The sequence below is a fragment of the Haliea alexandrii genome (assembly GCF_003719295.1).
Classification (GTDB): domain Bacteria; phylum Pseudomonadota; class Gammaproteobacteria; order Pseudomonadales; family Halieaceae; genus Haliea; species Haliea alexandrii.
Map to the genome: position 1 here is coordinate 243,671 of NZ_RFLW01000004.1, position 16,648 is coordinate 260,318.

Annotated in this window: 11 protein-coding genes and 1 pseudogene; 6 read left to right on the forward strand and 6 right to left on the reverse strand. The window is 62.0% G+C overall.

What is annotated here, in order from left to right:
* Positions 1-57 precede the first annotated feature (57 nt).
* From EGJ68_RS15850 to EGJ68_RS15865, 4 genes are read left to right on the forward strand one after another with little or no spacing between them, the layout of a single operon-like run.
* Positions 58-2,229, forward strand: coding sequence for an ABC transporter substrate-binding protein (locus EGJ68_RS15850; RefSeq protein ID WP_233248861.1), 2,172 nt, complete (start codon positions 58-60; stop codon positions 2,227-2,229).
* A 13-nt stretch (positions 2,230-2,242) separates the two neighbouring features.
* Positions 2,243-3,220: an ABC transporter permease gene (locus tag EGJ68_RS15855; protein ID WP_123035531.1), complete on the forward strand. Its 978-nt coding sequence runs from the start codon at positions 2,243-2,245 to the stop codon at positions 3,218-3,220.
* Positions 3,220-4,605, forward strand: a complete 1,386-nt coding sequence (locus tag EGJ68_RS15860; RefSeq protein WP_233248862.1) for an ABC transporter permease — start codon at positions 3,220-3,222, stop codon at positions 4,603-4,605. Before EGJ68_RS15855 ends, EGJ68_RS15860 begins: the two co-directional genes overlap by 1 nt.
* Positions 4,602-6,224 (forward strand): ABC transporter ATP-binding protein, encoded by a 1,623-nt coding sequence (locus EGJ68_RS15865; RefSeq protein WP_123035532.1) that lies wholly within the window; start codon positions 4,602-4,604, stop codon positions 6,222-6,224. The genes EGJ68_RS15860 and EGJ68_RS15865 overlap by 4 nt, the downstream gene beginning before the upstream one ends.
* A 42-nt stretch (positions 6,225-6,266) precedes the next feature.
* On the opposite strand, the gene gdhA is transcribed toward EGJ68_RS15865, so the two are convergent.
* The 4 genes and pseudogenes from gdhA to EGJ68_RS15885 form a co-directional block, all read right to left on the reverse strand.
* Complete coding sequence (gene gdhA / locus EGJ68_RS15870; protein ID WP_269845674.1) at positions 6,267-7,625, reverse strand: NADP-specific glutamate dehydrogenase; 1,359 nt, start codon at positions 7,623-7,625, stop codon at positions 6,267-6,269.
* A 57-nt stretch (positions 7,626-7,682) separates the two neighbouring features.
* Positions 7,683-8,354, reverse strand: coding sequence for a 2OG-Fe(II) oxygenase (locus tag EGJ68_RS15875; RefSeq protein ID WP_233248863.1), 672 nt, complete (start codon positions 8,352-8,354; stop codon positions 7,683-7,685).
* Positions 8,351-9,805 carry a RimK family protein gene (locus EGJ68_RS15880; protein ID WP_123035534.1) on the reverse strand — a complete coding sequence of 485 codons (1,455 nt, stop codon included), beginning with the start codon at positions 9,803-9,805 and terminating at the stop codon, positions 8,351-8,353. The genes EGJ68_RS15875 and EGJ68_RS15880 overlap by 4 nt, the downstream gene beginning before the upstream one ends.
* 12 nt (positions 9,806-9,817) lie before the next feature.
* A pseudogene (locus tag EGJ68_RS15885) lies at positions 9,818-10,926 on the reverse strand (NADH:flavin oxidoreductase).
* A 203-nt stretch (positions 10,927-11,129) separates the two neighbouring features.
* Between EGJ68_RS15885 and EGJ68_RS15890 the strand changes: the two are divergent.
* Both EGJ68_RS15890 and EGJ68_RS15895 read left to right on the forward strand, forming a co-directional pair.
* A complete protein-coding gene (locus tag EGJ68_RS15890; protein ID WP_123035535.1) occupies positions 11,130-12,464 on the forward strand; it encodes a DASH family cryptochrome in 1,335 nt (444 codons plus the stop codon).
* Entirely contained in the window at positions 12,451-12,639 is a 189-nt protein-coding gene (locus EGJ68_RS15895; RefSeq protein ID WP_123035536.1) for a DUF2256 domain-containing protein, read from the forward strand. Before EGJ68_RS15890 ends, EGJ68_RS15895 begins: the two co-directional genes overlap by 14 nt.
* Here EGJ68_RS15895 and EGJ68_RS15900 read toward each other — a convergent pair.
* Both EGJ68_RS15900 and EGJ68_RS15905 read right to left on the reverse strand, forming a co-directional pair.
* On the reverse strand, positions 12,584-14,122 hold the full coding sequence (locus EGJ68_RS15900) for a cryptochrome/photolyase family protein (RefSeq protein ID WP_123035537.1): 1,539 nt from the start codon (positions 14,120-14,122) through the stop codon (positions 12,584-12,586). The genes EGJ68_RS15895 and EGJ68_RS15900 overlap by 56 nt on opposite strands.
* A gap of 56 nt (positions 14,123-14,178) precedes the next feature.
* A complete protein-coding gene (locus EGJ68_RS15905; protein WP_123035538.1) occupies positions 14,179-16,623 on the reverse strand; it encodes a penicillin acylase family protein in 2,445 nt (814 codons plus the stop codon).
* Positions 16,624-16,648: the final 25 nt, after the last annotated feature.

Consider the following 16,648-nt stretch of genomic DNA (forward strand, 5'->3'; position numbering starts at 1 on the left):
AACCGGTGGTGTGTTTACTGCTAACATGGATGCTGCCTGTCACTCGGATTCACCGGTATGCTCTCCAGATTCGCCGCTCTCTGCACGCGCGCCACACTGCTGCTTGGCGCCGCGCTTCTGCCGGGGTGCAGCGATGGCCCCTGGAACAACCCCAACCCCGAAAGCCCTCCCGGCCTGCTGACCTACCAGTCAGTGATGTCACCCCTGCCGCCCAAACATCTGGACCCGGCACTGTCCTACGCCGCGGATGAATCGCTGTTCCTGATGCAGATCTACGAACCACCGATGGGTTACCACTACCTGAAACGGCCCTACGAACTGCTGCCACTGGGCGTGGAAGACTTTCCGCTGATCAGCTACACCAACGCCGCGGGCGAGCCCGTTGACCCCGATACAGAAGCGGTCGCCTTTTCGGTCTATGAAATGACCGTGCGCGCCGATGCCCGCTACCAACCTCATCCCGCCTTCGCGCTCGATGACCAGGGCAACCCTCGCTACCGCTTCACAGATCCCGCCGCGGGACGACAATATCGGCAGATCAGCGATTTTCCCGAGTTGGGTTCACGGCCCGTCGCCGCCAATGATTATGCCTATGCCATCAAACGGCTGGCCGACCCGTTCAATGCCTCGCCCATGCTCGGCTTCATGGCGCAGTACATTGTGGGGATGGAGGCATTCTCCGAGCGCCTCAAGGACATCCCCCGCGATGGCTGGGTGAACCTCGATCAGTACCGCATGGATGGCCTGGAGGTGGTCGATGAGCGCACCTTTCGCATTACCATCAAGGGCCGCTATCCGCAGTTCAGCTACTGGCTGGCCATGCACTTCTTTTCGCCCATCGCCCCCGAGGTGGATCGCTTCTTCCACAACCCCGGCTTTCTTGACCGCAACCTCACACTGGACTGGTGGCCGGTGGGCAGCGGCCCTTTCATGATGGTGAAGAACGACCCGAACAGCGAGATCGTGCTGGAGCGCAATCCCAACTTCCGCGAAGACTATTTCCCCACCGAGGGGGCACCGGGCGACGCCGAGCAGGGCCGGCTGGCTGATGCGGGCAAGCGCCTGCCGCTGATCGACCGCGCCGTGTTCAGGCTGGAAAAAGAGGTGCTGTCGCTGTGGACCAAGTTCCTGCAGGGCTACTACGACCGCTCGGGTGAAAGCCACGGCAACACCAATCGCGTGTTCGACCAGGCGTTCGTGGTAGGCCCCGACGGCGTTGAGCTGGGGGCAGAGCTCGCCGAGCACGGCATCACGGTAGCCCCCGATGTGAAACCCGCGATCTATTACTATGGCTTCAACATGCGCGACCCGGTGCTCGGCGGCTACAGCGAGGAACGGCGCAAATTGCGCCGCGCACTGCAGATCGCCTTCGATACCGAGGAATACCTCAACATCTTCTACAAGGGCAACGGTATCCCCGCCCAGTCGCCCATTCCTCCGGGCATACCCGGGTTCGTGGAAGGTGAAGCCGGCATCAATCCGTACGTCTATGACTGGGTAGACGGCGCACCACAGCGCAAGTCGATCGCGCATGCGAAGCAGCTGCTGGCCGAAGCAGGTTACCCCAATGGTCGCGATGCACGCACCGGTGAGCCCCTGAAAATCTTCATTGATGTGCAGAGCCAGGCGATATCCAGCACCAGTATGAACTGGATGGACCGGGCCTTCGGCCGTATTGGCGTGCAGGTGGAATACCGCCCGGCGGACTGGAACCGCACGCGAGAGAAGCTGCTGACCGGCAACACGCAGATTTTCTCCCACGGCTGGCTGGCGGACTACCCGGACCCGGAAAATTTCCTGTTCCTGCTTTACGGCCCCGAAAGCCCGCTGATCTGCCAGTGCGATGGCGCCAACAATGCCAGTTACGAGCGACCGGAATACGACGAGTTGTTCCGCCAGATGCGCGTTCTGCCGCCCGGCACGGAACGGGATGCGCTGGTCGCCCGCATGGTCGAGCTCTACCGCGAGGACGCCGTCTGGCTGTTCGGCTACTACCCGAAAGACATCTACCTGAACAACCCCTGGGTGCACAACAACAAGCGCCACGGCATTTCCAAAAACACGTTGAAGTACGTGCGCATTGACGACGAGCTGCGCGAGCGCAAGCGCGAGGAATGGAACCAGCCCGTCATCTGGCCGCTGTACGCCATGAGCGCTTTGCTGATCGCGCTGCTGCTACCCGGCGTTATCGCCTACCGCCGCCGCCTGCGTGCGACGGCCCGCCAATAACTGGAGCGACCACATGTTTGCCTATATCGTGCGCCGCCTGCTCTATGCCATTCCGATTTTGATCGGCGTCAACCTGCTCACCTTCACCCTGTTTTTCGTGGTCAATTCACCCGATGACATGGCCGCCTCCCAACTCGGCGACAAGTATGTCACCCCGGAGGCGATTGCAAACTGGAAGCAGAAGAACGGCTACGACAAGCCTCTGTTTCTCAACTCACAGGCGGCCGGCGTGGGACAGGTCACCGACACCATTTTCTTCGACAAGTCCGTGCGCCTGTTCGCCTTCGACTTCGGGCGCTCGGAGAGTGGCCGTGACATCACCACCGATGTCGCCACCCGCATGTGGCCCAGCCTCGCGGTAGCCCTGCCCACCTTCCTTGTGGGTATTGGCGTCAATATTTGTGTCGCACTGATGGTCGTCATGTTTCGCGGTACCCGGCTGGACCGTGGCGCGGTATTCGTATTTGTGGCGTTGATGTCCATTTCCTACCTTTTCTACATCATTGGCGGGCAGTTCCTGGTGGCCAAGACTTGGCGCCTTGTGCCCATATCCGGTTTCCATACCGAAGGCCAGGTGTGGAAATTCCTTGTCCTTCCCGTATTGGTAGGTGTGGTCGCCGGCATCGGCGCTGGCGCGCGCTGGTACCGCACCTTGTTTCTTGAGGAGGCGAACCAGGACTACGTGCGCACGGCGCGCGCCAAGGGCTGCAGCGAACTGTCCATCCTGTTCCGGCATATCCTGCCCAACGCGCTCATTCCCATACTCACCGGCGTGGTGGTGCTGATTCCTTCCCTGTTCATGGGCAGCCTGCTGATCGAGTCGTTTTTCGGCATACCCGGGCTCGGTAGCTACATGCTGGACGCCATCAATTCACAGGACTTTGCCATTGTGCGCAGCATGGTGTTTATCGGCTCCATCCTCTATATCGTCGGGTTGTTGCTGACCGATATTTCCTACACCTGGGCTGACCCCCGGGTCCGGCTGTCCTGATGAGTCTGGCAACGATGAAACCCGTTCTGCTCTGGTCCGATGCGCTGATTTTCCTGCTGGTGATTTCCCTCGCGCTGTTTTTCTGGCGACTGCGCCATGACCCACAGACCCGCGAACGCTGGGCTGAGGTATTCAGTTCGCGGTTGGGCATGGTGGCATTCACCATCATTGCCGCTTATATCCTGGTCGCCCTCCTCGACTCGCTGCATTTCCGGCGCGCTCTGGAGAACCCGGAGAGTCTGGCAACGCAGGAGGTGTTCTACGACAACAAGGTCAGCAGTGTGTTCGACGTCCTCACTGGCGGCATGGGTGATCGCTTCGAGCGCACCTACTCGGCCCCCTTTGCGCTGTTGTCCTTCGAGAAAGAAAATATCAAGGATGCCAGCGGCCGCGACATTCGCGACTTTCCGCCCCTGCGCCACGCCGGGCAACACCTGGCCCACCCCGATGAGCGCACGGCGGACATTCTCGTCAAGAGTGTCAGCGCCCTGCTCTGGGGCCTGTTGCTGTGCGCGCTGGTCATCACGCCCCAGTGGCTTCTGCTGCGAGGCAGCGCCCTGCCCTGGGCTGCTTCCTGGCTCACCCAGGGCGTGATTCTCTGCGCGGGCGCGTGGACAGTGAGCATCAGCCACCACTACCATATTCTGGGCACGGACCAGGGCGGCGCCGATGTGCTGTACCAGTCTCTCAAGGGCATTCGAACCGGCGTGTTGTTGGGCACCCTGGCGACGCTGGTGATGCTGCCTATCGCCGTCACACTCGGCGTGATGGCCGGCTACTTCAAGGGCTGGGTGGACGATGTGGTGCAGTATCTGTACACCACGCTGAGCTCCATTCCGGGCATCCTGCTGATTGCAGCGTCCGTACTGCTGTTCCAGGTGTACATCGACCTCAATCCGGACTTTTTTGCCGTAGGCATGGAAAAGGCAGACGCCAAGTTCATCGCACTCTGCTTCATTCTGGGTGTCACCAGCTGGTCGACCCTGTGCCGCCTGATACGCGCGGAGACACTGAAAATCAGCCAGCTGGGCTACGTGCAAGCGGCACATGCTTTTGGCGTGAGCCACAGCCGCATCCTCGGCCGACACGTATTGCCCAACGTGGTGCACATTATCCTCATCACCTTCGTTCTCGACTTCAGCGCGCTGGTACTGGCGGAGGCCGTGCTGTCCTATATCGGCGTGGGTGTGGATCCGTCCATGGGCAGTTGGGGCAACATGATCAACGGGGCCCGCTCCGAGCTGTCACGGGAACCCACGATCTGGTGGACACTCACCGGGGCATTCTTCTTCATGTTCATTCTGGTGCTTGCCGCCAACCTGTTTTCCGACCTGGTGCGCGATGCCTTTGACCCCCGCACCAGCCTGCGGAGGGCAGAGGCATGAGCGAGGCACAGCACAGCCGGCCTGCGCCGGGCACCGTCTGCCTACAGGTACGCGACCTGACCGTGACGCTCGCGGACACAGGTGCGGCCATCGTCAAGGGCGTCAGTTTTGAATTACGGGCCGGCAAGGTGTTTGCCCTGGTCGGCGAATCCGGCAGCGGCAAGTCGGTAACGTCTCTGGCCGCCATGCGCCTGCTCCCGGATGCCCTGCGCATCAGCGGGGGCAGCGTGGACGTGGCAGGGCAGGACCTCTTCGGCCTGTCCGAGGCCCGCATGCAGGAGGTGCGCGGGCGCCGGGTCGCGATGATCTTCCAGAACGCCATGAGTGCACTGAACCCGGTACAGACCGTGGGCAAACAGGTCGCCGAAACCCTGCAGTTGCACACCCGGCTGCGCGGCGCGGCACTGCGTGAACGCGTGGTGGCCCTGTTTCGCGAGGTGGGCATCCCCGACCCGGAGCAGCGCTTCGACTTCTTCCCCCACCAGCTCTCAGGCGGGCAGCAGCAGCGGGTGATGATCGCCATGGCCCTGGCCTGCGAACCGGATGTATTGATTGCCGACGAGCCCACCACCGCTCTGGACGTGACCATTCAGCTGCAGGTACTGAACCTGATACGCGAACTCACCCGCTCCCGGCAACTGGCCGTGCTGCTGATTACCCATGACATGGGGGTCGTCAAGAACACGGCTGACGAGGTGGCCGTGATGTACCGGGGCGAGCTGATCGAGCGCGCCAGCGTGGAAGACTTCTTCCAGCACCCGCAGCAGGCCTATAGCCAACGCCTGATCGATGCCCTGCCCGACCTGACCCAGTTCCGGGAAGCCGCGGCGGAAGCGCCACTGCTGGAACTGCAGGAGGTGAAGGTACACTTTCCAATCCGTCGTGGCCTGCTGCAACGGGTGGTGGACTACACCCGTGCGGTGGATGGGGTATCACTGACCATCGGCCGTGGTGAAACCTATGCCTTGGTAGGCGAATCCGGCAGCGGTAAATCCACCCTGGGGCGCGCCGTACTGAACCTGGAGGCGATAGCCGGCGGCCAGATACGCTTTCGGGGGGAGGCCATTGAGGGGCTGGGGCGCAACGCGATGCTGCCCTACCGCAAGCAGATACAGGTGATTTTCCAGAATCCCTTTTCCTCCATGAACCCGCGCATGACCGTGGGTGACATTATTGCCGAGGGCATGATCAGCCTGGGCCTGGGGCTTTCCGAGGAGGCACGTCGCGAGCGTATTCAAGCCCTGTTGCAGAGAGTGCAATTGGGGGCGGAGCACGCCAACCGCTATCCGCACGAATTCTCCGGCGGGCAGCTGCAGCGCATCGCCATTGCGCGTGCACTGGCGGTAGACCCTGAACTGATTATCTGCGACGAGCCGACCAGTGCGCTGGACGTTTCCATTCGTGCGGAAGTGCTGGAGCTGCTGGCTGAGCTGCAACGCGAGTTCGGTGTGTCCTACCTGTTCATCACGCACGATTTGTCGATTGTGCCTGGCCTCGCCCACAAGGTGGGTGTGATGCAGCGCGGTAAACTGGTGGAACAGGGCACGGCAGAACAGATTCTTACCGCACCCGCTCACCCCTATACTCAGGAGCTGCTGGCGGCCGTGCCCAGGCTCTGAGCGGCGGGCGGCCTGCTGCGGGGGCCGGCCGGCGGGCGCGGCCTACATCACCCCGTAAGCAATCATGGCGGCTGCCACCTTGTTGAATCCGGCGATGTTGGCACCCTTGAAGTAGTCCACGTGGCCGTCTGCGGCGGTACCGAACTCCACGCACTGGTCATGAATGCCGCGAATGATGCTGCGCAGGTGCTGATCGACTTCAGCGCGACTCCACTGCAGACGCAGGCTGTTCTGGCTCATCTCCAGGCCGGACACCGCCACCCCGCCCGCGTTCGCGGCCTTGCCCGGTGCGTGCAACACATCCTTTGCCGATTGTATGAGCCGGATGGCCTCGGTGGTCGCAGGCATGTTGGCGCCTTCCGAGATACCCCGGCAGCCGTTCTCTATCAGATGCCTGGCATCATCCGCGTCGATTTCGTTCTGCGTGGCACAGGGAAAGGCCAGGTCGCAGGGTACCTGCCAGGGGCGCTCGCCCTCGTGGTACGTCACATCACTGAACTCCCGCGCATACTCTTCGATGCGTCCGCGGCGCCGGTTCTTGAGGTCCATGATCCACTGCAGTTTGTCCATCGTCAGCCCTTCCGGGTCATGCACGAACCCCCCGGAATCCGACATGGTGACTACCTTGCCACCCATGCCGATCAGCTTTTCCGCACAATAGGTGGCCACATTCCCCGCGCCGGACACCACACAGGTTTTGCCCTCGATGCTTTCCTTATGGTGCGACAGCATTTCCTCCATCATGTAGACCGCGCCGTAACCTGTGGCCTCCGCGCGAATACGGCTGCCGCCAAACTCCAGCGACTTGCCCGTGAGGACACCTTCGAAGCGATTCACAATACGTTTGTACTGACCAAACATGTAGCCGACTTCACGTCCACCCACGCCGATATCACCCGCCGGCACGTCAGTATTCGGGCCGATGTGCTTGTACAGCTCGGTCATGAACGCCTGGCAGAAGCGCATGATCTCCCGCTCACTCTTGCCCTTGGGGTCGAAATCGGCACCGCCCTTGCCGCCGCCCATGGGCAAACCGGTCAGGCTGTTCTTGAACACCTGCTCGAAGGCGAGGAACTTCAGCACCGACTGGTTGACCGAGGGATGGAAACGAATACCGCCCTTGTAGGGGCCAATCGCATTGTTCTGCTGTACCCGGAAGCCCCGGTTGACGCAGACCTCGCCGTGGTCGTTTTCCCAGACCACCCGGAAGGTCACGATACGGTCCGGTTCGGCCATACGCTCCAGAATTTTCAGTTCCTGGTAGACCGGCTTGTCCGCAATGTAAGGCACGATATCCATCGCCACTTCGTGCACCGCCTGAGAAAATTCGGGCTCACCCGGGTTGCGGCGCTCAATTTCGTCCATAAAAGTCGAGAGGGCATCAGCATGCTGTGCGTTCACTGTTTTGGCTCCTGTGCGGATTGCAAGAGTTGCGTGGGGTGGCGAAAGTCGCGTGGGTTAGCGAGGTGGGTCAACACGGTCTGCGGTTGAACCGTTGACGCGAAACCAACCGGCGATAGAGTAGCGGTCGCGGCTGGCCGGCAACACTTCATGGGGAAACTCCTCGCTAAGAAATACCACCACCGTACCATGCAGGGGTTGCACCGATAACAGTGAACTGTCCTCCGCCCCTGTATACAGGCGCAGTTCGCCGCCATCGCCCGTCTGCCAGCCCGGGTTCAGGTAAGCCACCACTGACAACACACGGTTGGCCTCGCCACGAAAGGCATCGACATGCTTGCGGTAAAAGTCGCCGGGGCGGTAATGAGCAAAGTGACTCTCAAAGGAAAACAATCCGAGCAGCAACTCGCGATTCAAGTGCTGCTGCAACGCAGTGGTCCAGGCCAACCAGTCTCGCCCGGCTGCGGATTCCCCATTGATCCAGCAGATTTCGTCCGTACGCACAAAACTGTTCAATGTATGGCCGTGCTCGCGGCCCACCCCCGCCGGGGTGAACCGGGCCTCACTCATGCTGTGCAGGTGGGCAAGCAAGCCACCTGCAAGTGCTGTCGGCAGGGCACCAGGGCAGACACTGTAACCCCGGTCACGCAAATCACCGGCCATACGCGAAAACAGCCCACTGGCGGTAGACCGTGGGGGTTCGACAACACGGGTGGTTAGCGCGCTCAACGGCCACGCTGCTCCAGACGTTGCTGAAACTCGGCCATGATCAGCATGTACAGCTCCTTGCCCAGGTACGCGTCCTCGACATCGTGCTCAATGCTCGGGTTGTCGTTGACTTCCATGACATAGACCTGCTGGCCTTTCTGCTTGATGTCGACGCCATAGAGGCCTTTACCCACTACGCGGGAGGCCTTCAGTGCCGCATCCAGCACCACTTTAGGCACTTCAAAAGTGGGCAGGGTCTCGTAACCACCGGAGGAGAAGCGCTTGGCTCCGTGGTTGTAGATTTGCCAGTGGTCACGTGCCATGTGGTAGCGGCAGGCATAGATGGCACGGCCTGCAAGCACTCCCACGCGCCAGTCGAAATCGGTGTACATGTACTCTTGCACCAGCACCAGAGCGGTGTTGCTGAGCAATTCGCGCAAACGCTGGGCGAGCTCGTCCCGGTTTGCAACCTTGTAGATCCCCTTGGAAAACGCACCCTCTGGCAGCTTGAGAATGCAGGGGTAGCTGAACTGGGCTTCGATCTCGTCCAGCTCGGCTTCCGAGGTACCAATAACCGTGCGCGTCTTCAGCGAGGGCACCCGGTGGTAACTGAAGGCATCGTGCAGAAAGACCTTGTTACAGCAGCGCAGAATGGATGCAGAGTCGTCAATGACCACCAGGCCTTCCCGCTCGGCCTTGCGCGCCAGGCGGTAGGTGTGGTGGTCGATGGCCGTGGTTTCACGAATGAACAGGGCATCGTACTGGGCGATCTGCCCGGCCTGCTGCGCGGTAATGGTTTCCGCGTGCATGCCCAACTTCGCGGCCGCCTTGATGAAGCGCTTTATGGCCTCGGCATCGCTGGGTGGAATGGCCTCATCCGGATTCACCAGAATCGCGAGATCCCAGCGCAGCGGCTTGCGGTTTCCAGAGGTGCGCCATACCTGCTCGGTGAAGGTTTTCAGCCGCTGCTGAAACAGCCCCCGCTCCGCTTCCGAGAGGTGCGTGTAGCCGTGGCGGCGAATCGTCAAGCAGGGGCGACCGTCTTCGAGAGCCAGGCGAAACCGGAGTATAGGCGCCGGATAGCGCTCGAACAGGTTGCGCACCGGCTTGCGCCAGCGTTCATCCTCAGTCCAGCCGAAATAGGCGAGGAATTCCCGTGTTTCACCCACCTGCAGGGAACCCGCGTCAAACGCCGCGAGGTTCACCTCGTCATCCGGGCCGAGCGTGAGGTCACGCAGATCATTGATCGCACTGACGCTGGGCAACACCTTGTGTTGACGCGCCTCGGCCAACAGGGAACAGTAATAGCCCCGGCTCAGGTAATACTCGGTGTCGCAAAGATTGATGAGCCGGGTCTTGGGCTCATTGCGTTTGGGGAAATCGACCAGATAGCGCTCGAAGGAGACAACCTCAAGGTCATCTGTGGACAGCGCGAAATCTTCTTCATCAACAACGATAATGGTTTTGTACATAGGGCAGCTCCCTCACGCGAGGTTGGCAAGGTCTTCTTTGCGAAAAGCGCGTACCCGGGCCAGGTCGTCCGCAGTCACACGCTGCACCCAGTCGGGGTTGGCAATCAGCGCACGTCCCACCGCCACCAGGTCGAACTCCTGTGCCTCCAGCCGACGCAGCAACTCATCCAGGCTGGCGGGTTCCGCTTCGCGAAACGTGGTTTCGCCGGGCTTGGGGATAAAGTCAGCATTGAGCCCGACACTGCCTACCGTGATGGTGGGTTTGCCCGTTATCTGCCGGGTCCATCCTGCCAGGTTCAGCGCAGAACCTTCGAACTCGGGCTCCCAGAAGCGGCGGGTGGAGCAGTGAAAAATATCCACGCCGGCCGCGCTCAGGGGCGCCAGGAATGCTCCGAGTTCGGCGGCGGTGTGCACCAGGCGCGCACTGAAGTCCTGCTGTTTCCACTGCGAGAAACGGAAAATAATGGGGAAATCCACGCCGACAGCGGCGCGCACCGCCTCGATGACTTCCACGGCAAACCGGCTGCGTTTGGCCAGGCTGCCGCCGTAGGCATCCTCGCGCTGATTCGTTCCTTCCCAGAAAAACTGGTCGATCAGGTAGCCGTGTGCGCCGTGCAACTCGACCGCGTCAAACCCACAGGCTCTCGCATCAGCCGCCGCGCGGGCAAACGCGGCCACCACGTCGTTGATATCCTGCTGGGTCATCACATGACGGCTCACCTTTCCGGGCACATTCATGCCCGACGGCGTATGACCCGGCACATCCCCTTCGGGCATGACGCCGGCACTGCGCATGCCGCCCACGTGCCAGAGCTGCGGTGCAATCTTGCCGCCCTCGGCGTGTACCGCATCCGCGACACGACGCCAGCCGGCGAGGCGCTCCTCACCGTGGAAGTACGGCACGTCCGGGTAGCCGTTCGCCGCAATGTGGCCGACGCAGGTGCCCTCGGTGATAATCAGGCCGGTACCCCTTCAGCCCGGCGCCGGTAGTACTCGACCACGGCGTCGCCAGGCACATTGCCCGGTGAAAAATTGCGCGTCATCGGCGCCATCACCACCCGGTTGCGCAGCGCGAGATTTCCCAGGGTAACCGGTTGCAAAAGGGCATTGCTGGTGGTCATGCGGGGCTCCAGAAGGGCTAGGCGTCTGCGCGGCAGCGTATACCAGCCATCCCGGCAACACCAGCCGCGAAAGAGCAACTATGACGGCAAACCGCGGCGCGCCCGGGGCGCTTTGCGGGCAATCCCCGAACGCTCCAATTGCTATCGACAATCTACCCCCGGCTGACTTGCGTAAACCCAAGACATCCCCGAAAGTCGGAATCATGCGCGAACTTTACTGGTTACAGAACGACCTGCGCCTGCAGGACAATCCCGGGTTGCTGGCCCACACCGCAGCTTCGGAGCTACTGCTGGTCTACATCTGGCAGGAACCGAGGCCCTGGTGCAATCTGCGTGGTATCGGCAAACAACGTCAGCGGGTAATACTCGAGCATTTGCAGGACCTGCGTGAGCAGCTCGCAGCGCTCGGCCAGGACTTGCTGTTCCTCGCCGGCCAGCCGGAGACGCTGCTGCCCGAGCTCGTTCGCCAGTACCGCATCGACCGGGTAGGTACCAGCCGCTGTCCCGGCGTGTATGAAGCACAGCAGCTGGAGCGTGTGCGCGAGCGCCTGCCCGTTCCCTTGCAGGTGCACGGCGGCAACACCCTCTTCAACCGCCAGCAACTGCCCTTCGCGCTCGAAGACCTGCCACGGCAATTCACACCCTTTCGCCGGGCAGTCGAGGCGCTGCCGGTTGACGCACCGGCCAGCGCGCCCACGCAGCTACCGCCCCCACCCGGGGGCCTGGCCTTTCCAGCCTTGCCAGCCTCCCCCGTGGCCCCACACACCGCACTGCCCTTACGCGGCGGCAGTGCCGCCGGGCAGCGCAGGCTGGCGCAATTCACATTCGGCGAGCAGGCCATCAGCCGCTACAAGCTCACCCGCAATGACCTGGACCCCCTGGCAGGGTCCAGCACCCTCTCCCCCTGGCTGGCCGGCGGCGCGCTTTCGGCACGGGAAGTGGCTCACACCGTGTACCGCTTCGAGCAAACACACGCCGCCAATGAGTCCACACAATGGCTGATTTTCGAACTGCTGTGGCGCGAGTTTTTCCACTGGCGGGCCCTGCATGACCGTCACCTGCTATTCCGTTTCGACGGCCTTGGCACGGGCCGCAACAACCGGTTCTGCACCTTCGACCCGCGGGCCTTCGCGCGCTGGTGTCAGGGAGATACCGATTTCCCGCTGGTCAATGCACTGCAGCGGCAACTCCTCGCCACGGGCTGGATGAGCAATCGTGGGCGGCAAATCAGCGCGAGCTGCCTGATACATGAGCTCGGCCTGGACTGGCGCTACGGCGCGGCCTTCTTCGAGAAACATCTGATCGATTACGATGTGGGCAGCAACTACGGCAACTGGCAGTACATCGCCGGAGTGGGCTGCGACCCCCGCGGCGGGCGTCGTTTCCATCAGGAAAAACAGGCCGCCGAGCACGACCCCGACGGTCTGTTTACCACCAAGTGGGGCGGACACCGACCCAAGCAGCCGCTGTATGTGACCGATGCCGCTGACTGGCCGCTGCCGCCCGACACCGCAGGAAACGGCCATGAGCCGGACTGAGCGGCCCAGCAAGCTGTGCCCGGTCTGTGAAAGGCCCTTCCAGTGGCGCGCGCGCTGGCGTCTCAACTGGGAGCAGGTGCGCTACTGCTCACGCCGCTGTGCCAGCAACCGGCACACGATCAAGACGCAGGTTCCAGCAGCTGCTGCAGCGCCTGATCACCCCAGGCGACGATAGCCTCGCGCTCGGACGCTTTCCGCTTGCGCCAGTTCGCGGTAATCAGACTCATGCGAGGGTTCTGCGACAGAGCATCCATGTGCCGGTCGATAAAGCGCCAGTACAGGGCGTTGTAGGGGCAGGCACCTTCCCCTGTCATGCGCGAGGGTGAGTAGCGGCAGTCCTTGCAGTGATTTCCCTGGCGCTGGATATACTTGCCGCTGGCAGCGTAGGGCTTGCTAGCCATCACGCCGCCATCCGCGTGCAGGGCCATGCCAAGGGTATTGGGCAGCTCCACCCACTCAAAGGCATCCGCGTACACTGCCAGATACCACTCGCACACAGCCTTTACATCCAGGCCCGCCAGCAGGGCAAAATTGCCGATCACCATCAGCCGCTGGATGTGATGTGCGTAACCGAGCTCCAGGCTCTGTTCCAGCGCGCGTTGCAGGCACCTGAGGTCGGTTTGCGCGGTCCAGAAAAAGTCGGGCAGCGGGTTGTGGGCGTCGAGGCTGTTGCCCTCGGCATACTCGGGCATCAACAGCCAGTAAACACCGCGCACATACTCCCGCCAGCCGAGTATCTGGCGGATGAAGCCCTCGGCGGCAGCCAGGCTGCAGCGATCGTCGCGCCAGGCCTGCTCCACGTCACTGCACAGCTCCAACGGCTCCAGCAGGCCGATATTGAGGTACATGGAAATCTTGCCGTGAAACACCCAGGGTGACTCTTCCACCAGTCCATCCTGGTAGCGACCAAAATCCGCCAAGGCATACTCGAGAAACCAGTCGAACTCCGCGCGGGCCTCCGCGGCCGTGCAGGCATAGTTGAACTGCGCGAGGTCACCCGGGTTGTCCGGGAAGGCCTTGGCGACGTCGGCGAGTACTTCCCGCGTGACAGCGGACTGCTTCAGCGCACGACGCGGCGGGATATCCCGCTGGCCGCGCCAGCCAACCCGGTTCTCCTGATCGTAGTTCCAGCGCCCGCCGGCGGGTTGCCCATCGGGCTCCAGCAGCACGCCGTAGCGCTGGCGCATGGCGCGGTAAAAATACTCCATACGCAGCTGTTTGCGCCCCGCCGCCCAGTCGCGAAACGTTTTGTGGCTGGCAAGAAAACGGCTGTCTTCGAGCACTTCAAGAGACACGCCCAGAGCCTGCTCCCAACCTGCCATCACCTCGCGCAGGCGGTATTCACCCGGCTCACAGACACGCACCGCAGTGCAGGGATGGCTTTCGAGCACGCGCGCCAGCGCCGCCTGCAAACTCGGCACACCCTCTGCAAAGCGAATGTAGTGCACCTGAAAACCGCGATCGCGCAGGGCGTTGCCAAAATGCCGCATGGCGGAAAAAATCAGCGCAATCTTGTGCCGGTTGTGCGGCACGTAATGCGCTTCCTCCGCCACTTCCGCCAGCAGCACCTGATCCGCGGCAGGATCAGCGCTGGCAATGGCGGGATTGGCGAGGGACAGCTGGTCACCCAGCACCAGAATGAGTCGTGGAGTAGACATGCCCTTGCTACGCGGCCCGCCAGCGGCCAGACCACTGACGGGACACGGGCCGCCGGCTACTCCTGCAGCAGCAGCGTCTCGCCAATCTGGCGCGCCGCGATATCCGCCTCACAGTAGGGGAAGCGCACCCACTGCTTGTTCGCATAGAGCTCGGTTTGGTCGGCAAAATGCGGCGATGCAGGGTTAGTGGACTGTGAGGGCACCAGAATCACATCGGCTATGGGGCACTCCGAATCATCCCAGGTGACAGCCTGAATGTAAGAATTGCCGCTGCGGGGGTTCACATAGCCCGACTCCACCAGGTTCGCGCTGATCGCGCCATAAACCCCCATGGTGCCGGAGCCTCCGTGAATCGGCACACGCACACCGTTGCGCTCCAGCACCTGCACCTCACCCCAGGGCGCATCCAGCGGTACACCCGCGGTGGCAAGTCGCTCACTGGCTAACGTCAGGGCTGCGACCACCCGCGTCGAGTTGGCCGCGACGGCCAGGTCAATGCCGGCGGGAGTGTGCAACGGATCTTCCGGATTGAAATCCAGCGCCCAGAACTCATCGCTCTGCACGACATTCTGAAAGCTGTTGCCAAGCTGGTCAGTGATAACTTTCCAGAACTCGGTGAAAATCTGGGCACCGCGGCTGTCCGCATTCACCCGTCGGTCCCAGCTCGCGAGCACATTGCAGGCCTGCAGCACGGGCGTTGCGGCCTCGGTTGCACACACCGCCAACACGTCGTCCAGCACCACCTCGGCACCGTACACACGGTTGGCGTACATCAGGCCCTTGAGGGTCGTCAGGTCGAACAGGGGCTCCGGGTCCAGGCCGTCCGTTGCCTGCTTGCGCTCCTCTACCATGATGTGCCCGATGCGGGTGCGCAGGAACTGTTGCTGCCCCTCGTGGCCCACAGGCCCCATGATCACCGGGAAACCCTGCAGCGGATTATTGGCATCGGACAACCAGTAGCTATTGTTGCTGTTGCCAACGTAGTCTGTGGTTAACAGTTGCGGCAGACTGGATCCGCCATAGAGATTGCTCCCTGCGGGGGCCTCCGGGTCCGTACCCCACTCACAGGCCGGATCCGAGCCATCCAGCGATAGAATGACATTGGTGGTTGCCGCCGCCAGCAAGGGTCCCACCACACCGTTAATGCAGCGGTCCAGCTGGGCCTGGGTGACGAACGGTACTGCCGAGAGCTCGCCATAGAATGCCTGACCGGCTCGATCAGCCGCCAACTCATGGAACACCGGGTTACCGATGCTCTGCAACGCCTCCACATATTCCGCGATGGATCTGGCCTGCCCCTTGTTGATCCACTGCTCTATGCCGCGGATGCCGGTGAGAATATTGGCATCACGGAAGGCGAGTACCGAACCATTGAACATTGGCCAGCCGTCCAGCAGCGGTGTCACGCCCTTGAGATTGACCACCGGCCCGTATTGGGAGACATAAAACACCTGTTCCCGGTCCTGCAGGCTGCCGTCCGGCTGGCGCACCTGGATGGTGACGGTTTGCGGATCAATATCACGCCACTCGCCGTCATAGTCATACTGCAGGGGGTTATCGGGGTTGAGCTTCAACTCGTACAGGCTGAAGCGGTTGGCTAGCGATACCGTGTGTGTCCAGGCCACGTCCTGGTTGAAGCCGATGCCGATGAAGGGAAAACCGTGAAGCGCCGCGCCGGCGACATCGTAAACACCGGGCAGAGTCAGGTGCGCCTGGTACCAGGCGCCACTGCCGAACCAGGGCTGGTGGGGGTTACCCAACAGCATTCCCTTGCCGTTGCGCGTGGCATCGCGTCCCAGCGCCAGACCGTTGCTGCCACGATCAATGTCGCGCAGCTCAGCGGCTGCGGCTTCCAGCGCTCGCGCAGCCTCATCCAGCGCATCGGGTGCCGGGGCAGCGCCCTCATCCGGGCCCGTAGTGGCGAGGATGGCACGGCGGAACAGACCCTGTTCCGAGCTGCCACGCAGGGCTTCACGGCGCAGGAAGAGAAAGAGGTCGACACTGTCGATGGGGTAGACCCAGTCCGCGTTGCGACAGCCATATTCCCCCTCGGGCAGGTTATCCAGCCCCGTTTCTTCCAGGTACCGGTTCATACCGCGGCTATACCCGGCGGCGAGGTCACGCGCAAACTGCGGCAACGCCGACACGAACTCCTCGGCAAAGGCATCTTTATCGCCGTTGAGAAAGCGGAACAGGAAGTCCGACTCGATATTGCCCATGTCCTCGCCCATGAGTTCCGCTGAGCGGCCCGCGGCAAACACGATTTCACGCATGGCGACACAGTAATTGTCCTGCGCATACGCGTAGCCAAAACCATAACCGAGGCTGCCCCAGTCCTCGGCGCGGATATGCGGAATGCCGTACTCGGTACGACGAATCTCAGCGGAGTAGGTGAGCTCCGGTTCGGGAGGGGGCGGCGGGGGCGCCACCAGATCGTTGCCATCGGTGCAGGCAGCCAGCACGCAGCACAGGGAAAGTCCTAACAAGGCACGTGAGCGCATGCATAACCTCTTTTGTTATTGGCGG

What these genes read in the sequence shown, in the direction of transcription:
- EGJ68_RS15850 (WP_233248861.1), top strand. Translation starts at nt 58, where the DNA reads ATGCTCTCCAGATTCGCCGCTCTCTGCACGCGCGCCACACTGCTGCTT.
- EGJ68_RS15855 (WP_123035531.1), top strand. Translation starts at nt 2,243, where the DNA reads ATGTTTGCCTATATCGTGCGCCGCCTGCTCTATGCCATTCCGATTTTG.
- EGJ68_RS15860 (WP_233248862.1), top strand. Translation starts at nt 3,220, where the DNA reads ATGAGTCTGGCAACGATGAAACCCGTTCTGCTCTGGTCCGATGCGCTG.
- EGJ68_RS15865 (WP_123035532.1), top strand. Translation starts at nt 4,602, where the DNA reads ATGAGCGAGGCACAGCACAGCCGGCCTGCGCCGGGCACCGTCTGCCTA.
- EGJ68_RS15880 (WP_123035534.1), bottom strand. Translation starts at nt 9,805, where the DNA reads ATGTACAAAACCATTATCGTTGTTGATGAAGAAGATTTCGCGCTGTCC.
- EGJ68_RS15890 (WP_123035535.1), top strand. Translation starts at nt 11,130, where the DNA reads ATGCGCGAACTTTACTGGTTACAGAACGACCTGCGCCTGCAGGACAAT.
- EGJ68_RS15895 (WP_123035536.1), top strand. Translation starts at nt 12,451, where the DNA reads ATGAGCCGGACTGAGCGGCCCAGCAAGCTGTGCCCGGTCTGTGAAAGG.
- EGJ68_RS15900 (WP_123035537.1), bottom strand. Translation starts at nt 14,122, where the DNA reads ATGTCTACTCCACGACTCATTCTGGTGCTGGGTGACCAGCTGTCCCTC.
- EGJ68_RS15905 (WP_123035538.1), bottom strand. Translation starts at nt 16,623, where the DNA reads ATGCGCTCACGTGCCTTGTTAGGACTTTCCCTGTGCTGCGTGCTGGCT.